A 6,976-nucleotide genomic window follows, 5' to 3' on the forward strand; every position below is an offset into this window, starting at 1 on the left:
CGAATAGGCTTATTCAGCGTGTCCGCGGCCGAGCACGAGAGAGATTCAAGTCTGATTATGGAATACAAGGATTATTACAAGACGCTGGGCGTCAAAAAGAACGCCAGCGCCGATGACATCAAAAAAGCATATCGCAAGCTGGCCCGGAAATTTCACCCCGACGTCAACCAGGGCGACAAGACCGCCGAAGAGAAGTTCAAGGACATCAATGAGGCGTATGAGGTGCTGTCCGACGAAGACAAGCGCGGCAAGTACGATCGCTTCGGCTCGGAGTGGCAGCAGTACTCGCGCACCGGCGGCCGGCCGGAGGACTTCAACTGGGGGGCCTGGGGCGCGGGGCAACCGGGCGGCGGGCAGTATCGCAGCGTGTCGCCGGAGGAGTTTGAGCAGATGTTCGGCCGTGGTGGTGGCGCCACCGGCTTCTCCGATTTCTTCGAGACGCTCTTCGGGGCGATGGGCGCGCGGGGCGCCGGCACACGTTCCGGGTTTGGCGGTTCCTATTCGACCACCGATGATCTATTCGGCGGCATGGGCCGCGGCGCGGGCGCGGCCACGCCGCCCCTGCTCGACCAGGAGCACCCCATCCAGATCACGCTCGAAGAGGCGTTCCACGGTACGGCGCGCGCCCTGCAATGGGAGAACGGCAAGCGTGTGGAGGCGCGTATCCCGCGTGGCGTCCGCACCGGTTCGCGCGTGCGGCTCAGCGGTCAGGCGGGGACGGCCGACGGCCGCGCCGGCGACCTGTACCTGAAGGTCGAGGTGCTGCCCCACGAGCTCTATGAGCGCGACGGCGACGACCTGCGCCTGACGCTGCCGGTCGACCTGTTCACCGCCCTTCTCGGCGGCAAGGTCGCCGTGCCAGCCATCGACAAGTCGGTCAACCTGACCATCCCGGAAGGCACACGCAACGGCAAAGCCTTCCGTCTGCGCAACCTGGGCATGCCCAAGTTGCGGCAGCCCGACGAGCGGGGCGATCTCTACGTGACGATCAGCGTGGATCTGCCGGGCAAGCTCAGCGAAGAAGAGAAGCGTATCGTCCGCGACTGGCAGGCGGTGCGCCAGGGTTAGCGCGAACTGCGCCACCTACGGCCGAAGATCGCGCCCGTTCAAGGCCCGCGCCATCAACTCCGGGAACTCGTCCGGCGTGCAGGCGAAGGCCGGCGCGCCCAAATCGGCCAGCTGCTGGGCCAACGCGGCGTTGTAGCGCGGCGCGCCCTGGTCGTTGAGCGCCAGCAAGGTCACAAAAGTCACGCCGTCGGCCAGCAGGTCGGCCACCTGGCGCACCACGCCCTCTTTGCTCCCCCCCTCGAACAGGTCGGTGATCAGGATCAACACCGTGTCACGCGGCCGGGTGATAGCGCTCCGGCAGTAGTTCAGCGCCCGGTCGATGTTTGTACCCCCGCCCAGACGCAGGCCAAACAGCATCTCGACCGGATCGGCCAGTTGGTCGGTCAGGTCGACGACGGCCGTATCGAACATGATTAGCCGCGTGGACAGCGACGGCAGAGAGGCCAGTACGGCCGCCGCGATGCCGCCGTAGACGACCGACGTCGCCATCGAGCCGCTGGTGTCGATGCACAGGATCACGTCGCGCAGCGTGGTGCGGCGACGACCGTAGCCGATCAACCTCTCCGGCACGATGGCGCGCTGTGCCGGCTGGTAATGGCGCAGATTGGCGTAGACAGTGCGCTGCCAGTTAATCTCCTGCCAGCGCTTGGGCCGGTGCGTTCGCGCCGCCCGATCCAGGCTGCCGCTGACCGCCTGTCGCAGGGGGTACTCCAGCCGGCGCATGAGGTCGCGCACGACCTGGGCGACGATCTGCCGCGCCGTGTCCTGCGTCTTGGCCGGCATCACCTTGCGCAGCGACAACAGGGTCGCCGCCAACGCCGCATCCGGTTCCACCTCGGCCAACAACTCCGGGTGCTCCAGCAGTTGGCGCGTGTTCAGCCGTTGCAGCGCGTCGCGCTGCATGATCTGGACCACTGACTCCGGGAAGTAGTCGCGGATGTCGCCCAGCCAGCGAGCCACGTCGGGCATGGACTCGCTCAGGTCGCCGCCGCGGCTATCGCCATAGAGGGCGTCGAGCGCCTCATCCATGGCGGCGTCCCGCGGCGACAGCGTTGACCGCTGTTCGGCCGGAGCGCCGCCCGCCTCTCCCCCCTCGTCCCCCTGGCCCGGCTCCTCGCTCCCGCCCAACACCAGACGCCAGCGCCGCGACCGTTCCTCACCCATTGTGGTCATCGTTCCGCCTCCGCGCGGCCGAGTTCAAGACCTAACAGGCGCACAATGGTAGGCAAAACGGCCGCCGCCCGCGCCGGGTCGAAGGTCGCCGGTTCGCGCCGCGCCGCCGGAGTGGCCCGGCTGCCCGCGCTAACCCGATCCTGCAACTGCTGGCGCACGCCCTCCGGGTAAGCGGCAAATGTCCGGCGCAGAAGAGGCAGCACGCCCTGGAACCGCTCGCCGTCCAGCCCGGCGAGCCAGCCATCGATCGCCGCCCACAGGTGGCGGTCGTGGACGAGCAGCAATCCACTGTCGCGCAGAAAGCCGTCGAGCCAATCGGCGGCATAGCGCGCGCCCTCGGCCGCGCCGCCGGCCTGCGCCGAAAGCGCTCGCGCCAGGTGCAAGCCGACGCCCTCCACGCGCAGCGCGCCCGCGTCGTGGAGCAGGCGCGTCGCCCGCCCGGCCACGGCCGGCTGGATGGCGCGCCGGTCGGCCAGGATTCCCAGCGCCACGCGCCAACGCTCAAACGCCTCTTCATCCCGCATGAGGGCCACGGCCGCGGCGACGGCCGACAGCCGCTCGAGCATTTCGGACGTGGCGGCCTCGTCCAGCGACAGGCAGGCCGCCGGCAAGGCCAGGCAAGCGCGGGTGAGCAGATGGTCGAAGACGCGCCGCAACAAGGGGATATGCTCGGCCGTCTGCCGCAAGCCGCCATAGCGCACCACCTGGGCCAGCGGCGGCAGGGCGTCGAGCATGTGGGGCACGTCGCGGCTAAGCGCGGCCCGCTCCTCGATGTGGGCCAAAATGGCCGGGATGCACTCCGGCAGATCGGCCGCTACAACCCGATCGATGAGTTGCGTGAGTTCAGGCAGTTCCGTCACGCGCGCGGCGACATCCTCGGTGCGCGCGGCCGAGGCGTCGCGCGCGGTATTGCCCCATATCGACCCCTCGATGACCCGCAGGGTCAACTCCGGCCGCCACTGAAGCTGCCACGTCTCGCCGAACGTGCCCATCTGCTGCCCCTTGGGTCGCGTCGCCACACCCCAGGGGATGTCGAGTAGGCTCAGCCGGTGTAGCAAGCGGCTGCGTTCGAGGTCTGTCTCCTGGCGCAAGTCCAGTTGGAGTGCGCTGGGTTCGGGATCGGGGCGGAGGCTGAGTCGGACGGCCTGCGCCTGCAAGTCGCGTTGCAGCGGCACCGCCGGCACGTCGGGCGGCACGACGCCCATGCGCTCGCCGACCACCAGCTTGCGCCGGATGAGTTGCAGCGGCTCGGCGTCGCCGCCGCACAGGACGCTCTGCGTCGCCTCCTCCAGCTCGTCCAGGCCGGGGAACGGCCGGCCGCGCAGCGCCGCCAGCGCCTCGGCCAGCCGGACGCCCTCGATGACGTGAGCCGCCGACACGTCAAAGCCGGCGTCGCGCAGCAGCCGGGCCACGCCGGTCAGCCAGTGGGCGCTCATCTCCGTAGAGACGTTCCGCCGGAACGTCTCTACCCCGCCCATCGTCCACAAGTGATCGTACCAGCCGGGCGAGGCGATGCCCGCGCCGTAACCGCTGCTCTGTGACAGCCGGCCGTAGGTCCAGGGCGTCCAGGTCGCCGCCACCTCGACCGCCGGCAGGTCGCGCAGCAACGCCTCGTCGGCCGCGCCGTCGCCCGCCAGCGCATCGACCAGAGCCGGCGCGTGCCATGCCCCACAGACGGAGGCGATCCGTCGGTGTCCGGCCGTCGCGGCGCGCCGGATGCGGTCGCGCATGGCCGCCTCGCGCCGCTCGGCCATCAGGTGGGCCGGGTCGTCGCCCACGGCGACCCCGGCGGCGCGGCGCAACTCGCCGACCATCTCCAGCACCGCGTCGAACAGCCCGCCAGCGTCGCGGCGCTGTTCGACGGCGGCGTTCCACCACAACTCATAGCCATCGAAGCCGGCAACGGCGGCCAATTGCCGGAAGGGATCGACGGGCGGCATGGCCGCGGCCACGTCGCTCGCCAAGGTGTAACGGCGCGGCAGGTCCATGAAGCCGGTCGCCGCGCCCGCCTCCAGCGCGTAGCGCAACGCCTGGAACTCCGGCGAGAAGACGGCGAATGGGTAAAAGGTGGCCCGGCGCGGCTCGTCCGGCCGGTAGACCAGCAGAGACACCGGTAGAACCAGCGCCGGATGGTCGAGCCAGGGGATGAGATCGTCAGCGTCGGGCGGCCCCTCGACGAGCACGCAGTCCGGCGCGAAGCCGGCCAGGGCGGCCAGCAGCGCGCGCGCCGAACCCGGCCCGTGGTGGCGAATGCCGAAGACGCGCAAGTCCGGCATGGTCACGCGGGACGTGGTCACGCGGGACGTGGTCACGCGGCCAATTCCCGGCAGGCGCGATAGAGGTCGGCCCAGCCATGCCGCTCGCGCATGACTGTCTCCAGATACTCCTGCCAGACGACGGCATCCTGCACCGGATCCTTGATGACCGCGCCCGTCAGGCTGGCCGCCACCTCGTCTGCGCCCATCCGGCCGTCGCCGAAATGAGCCGCCAGGGCCAACCCGCTGTTGACGACCGAGATGGCCTCGCCGGTGCTCAGTGTGCCGCTGGGCGACTTGACCTTGGCCCGGCCATCCTCGGTCAGACCGCCGCGCAGTTCGCGGAAGATAGTCACAACGCGCCGAATCTCCTCGGCCGCCGGCAACTCGGCCGGCAGTTCGAGGGCGCGGCTCAACTCCGCGACCCGGCGGCTGACGATGATCACCTCTTCCTCAACGGTCGCCGGCAGCGGCAGCACGACCGTGTTGAAGCGCCGCTTCAGGGCGCTCGACAGATCGTTGATGCCCCGGTCGCGGTCATTGGCTGTGGCGATGACGTTGAAGCCCTTCACCGCCTGCACCGCCTGACCCAATTCGGGAATGGGCAGTAGCTTCTCGGAGAGAATGGTGATCAGCGCGTCCTGCACGTCGGACGGGATGCGCGTCAGTTCTTCGACGCGGGCCACCTTGCCGTCGCGCATGGCGGTCATAATGGGACTGGGAACCAGCGCCTCATCCGTCGGCCCGCGGGCGATGAGGCTGGCGTAGTTCCAGCCGTAGCGGATGACTTCCTCGCTCGCGCCGGCCGTGCCCTGCACCAGCAACGTCGAGTCGCCGGAGATGGCCGCGGCCAGATGCTCGGAGACCCACGTCTTGCCCGTGCCGGGGATGCCCAGCAGCAGCAGCGCCCGATCGGTGGTCAAGGTGGCGATGGCGATCTCGATGAGGCGCGGATGGCCGATGTACTTGGGCGCGATGGCCAAGCCGTTGTCGAGCGTGCCGCCCAACACGTAGGTGGAAACGGCCCAGGGGGACAGCCGCCAGTTGGGCGGGCGCGGCCGGCGGTCGGCCCGCGCCAGTTCGGCCAGTTCCTCGGCGTAGGCTTGCTCGGCCAGCGCGCGTTGAATGGGGGTTGGTGTCATTCTCTCCTCTTGGAAGAATCCGCAGATTTCGCAGATTGTCCTTTCGCCTGGGGCGACGCTCCGTCGTTGATGGCGGCATAGATTCGTTGTCTCGATTGCAGTGTAGTCACAAGCATGTGCAGGCAGGCTTCCCAGGCTTTGTTGGCCGGGCAGTTGGCGGCGATGACTGCGGCGTGGTCGGCCAGAGACGGCGGGCATTGGTGGCCGAAGGAGCGCGCCAGGTAGCGCAGCGTGGGGCTTGTCCGCGTATCGGGGTCCTGGCCGGCGGCGTGGCCGAAGAAATCGAGCAGCGCCCGGCCGGTCGGTTCATCCCAGGGGCCGGGCCAGCGGCGCAGGAAGACGATAACGCCCTCGGTGTCGCCGGCGGACAGGCGCGGGGCCAGGCGCGCGAAGCACTCCACGGGTGACAGCAGGGGCAGCAACAACCCGGCGCGCTCGCCGTAGCTGTCGGCCTCCAGCAGGGCCGCCGCCCAACGCCGATCCCGGCCGCGCAGCGCCGCCGTGGACAACGCCGTCAGCAGCGTGCGCGGCCACTTGCCGGCCAGGGCGGCGCGGGCGATGTCGTCCGGCGCGGTCGCGAATCGCTCTTCCCAGTGAGCCGGGGGGATGACGCCCACGGTCTGCACCAACAGCCGCGAACGCTCGCTGGCCGATTGGGGGCTGCTGGTCGGCCGCACGACGCCGTCGCGCACCATACTGTCGCTGACGGCGGGAAAGCGCGGCGTCAACTCGCCGCCGGCCAGCGTCAGGATGTCGCCGGCCTGAGCCGTCATGCGGGCGATCAGGCGCGAGCCGGGGATGGCCGCCAGCAGATCGACCGCCTTGCGCCGCACCTGGGCGTCCCGGTCGTCGAGGGCGCGCTCCAGGAATGGCTCATCGGCCAGGCTGAGTTCGACCTCCAGAGCGCGAATCAGGTCGCGCCGCGCCACGTCCCCTTCGGTGCGCCAGGTGCTCTCGAGCAGGTGGCGACTGGTCGCCGCGTCGCGCCGGCGGACGATCTCGGCCAGAGCCGGCCGGCCGGCGGGATCGGCCTCCCAGGCGGCGCGCAGGGAGCGCCAGTCGCCCAGGTCAACGGCGGCGTAGCGCCAGGCCGGGTTGAGCGCGCCCAACCACCGGCCGCGCTCGCCCACGATGGGCAGCAGCGCCGGCCGCAGCCGGGGAACCTTCGCGCCGTGCTCCAGCACGTGGGGCAGCAGATCGTCGGGGGCGCGCCGCCCCGCCTCATCCAGCAGGCGCAGCAATTCCGGCAAGAGAGCAGTATCCTGCTGGTTGAGCATGCGCTCCAGGAAACGGGCCGCGGCCGGCGAACAGGCCGGCCGTTCCCCTTCCGGCCGGTAG

Annotated in this window: 5 protein-coding genes; 1 reads left to right on the plus strand and 4 read right to left on the minus strand. The window is 70.0% G+C overall.

Annotated elements, in window-relative coordinates; all coding sequences use genetic code 11:
• The first annotated feature begins 57 nt into the window (after positions 1 to 57).
• Complete coding sequence (locus ACE3UY_RS09465; RefSeq protein ID WP_374687297.1) at positions 58 to 1,068, plus strand: DnaJ C-terminal domain-containing protein; 1,011 nt, start codon at positions 58 to 60, stop codon at positions 1,066 to 1,068.
• Between the two features lie 15 nt (positions 1,069 to 1,083).
• On the opposite strand, the gene ACE3UY_RS09470 is transcribed toward ACE3UY_RS09465, so the two are convergent.
• The 4 genes from ACE3UY_RS09470 to ACE3UY_RS09485 all read right to left on the minus strand — a co-directional run.
• On the minus strand, positions 1,084 to 2,241 hold the full coding sequence (locus tag ACE3UY_RS09470) for a VWA domain-containing protein (protein ID WP_374687298.1): 1,158 nt from the start codon (positions 2,239 to 2,241) through the stop codon (positions 1,084 to 1,086).
• Positions 2,238 to 4,553, minus strand: a complete 2,316-nt coding sequence (locus tag ACE3UY_RS09475) for a DUF5682 family protein (protein ID WP_374687299.1) — start codon at positions 4,551 to 4,553, stop codon at positions 2,238 to 2,240. The genes ACE3UY_RS09470 and ACE3UY_RS09475 overlap by 4 nt, the downstream gene beginning before the upstream one ends.
• The gene (locus ACE3UY_RS09480; RefSeq protein WP_374687300.1) at positions 4,550 to 5,638 is read right to left on the minus strand and encodes an AAA family ATPase; all 1,089 of its coding nucleotides are present in this window, start codon (positions 5,636 to 5,638) and stop codon (positions 4,550 to 4,552) included. The genes ACE3UY_RS09475 and ACE3UY_RS09480 overlap by 4 nt, the downstream gene beginning before the upstream one ends.
• Positions 5,635 to 6,976, minus strand: a 1,342-nt coding sequence (locus tag ACE3UY_RS09485; protein WP_374687301.1) for a DUF5691 domain-containing protein, incomplete at its 5' end; no start/stop codon positions are given. The genes ACE3UY_RS09480 and ACE3UY_RS09485, both read right to left, overlap by 4 nt.

The sequence above is a fragment of the Promineifilum sp. (SeqCode) genome (genome assembly GCF_041918635.1).
Lineage (GTDB): Bacteria > Chloroflexota > Anaerolineae > Promineifilales > Promineifilaceae > Promineifilum.

Excerpts from the sequence above, each read along its gene's own strand:
- ACE3UY_RS09465 (WP_374687297.1), top strand. The coding sequence starts at position 58 with ATGGAATACAAGGATTATTACAAGACGCTGGGCGTCAAAAAGAACGCC.
- ACE3UY_RS09480 (WP_374687300.1), bottom strand. The coding sequence starts at position 5,638 with ATGACACCAACCCCCATTCAACGCGCGCTGGCCGAGCAAGCCTACGCC.
- ACE3UY_RS09470 (WP_374687298.1), bottom strand. The coding sequence starts at position 2,241 with ATGACCACAATGGGTGAGGAACGGTCGCGGCGCTGGCGTCTGGTGTTG.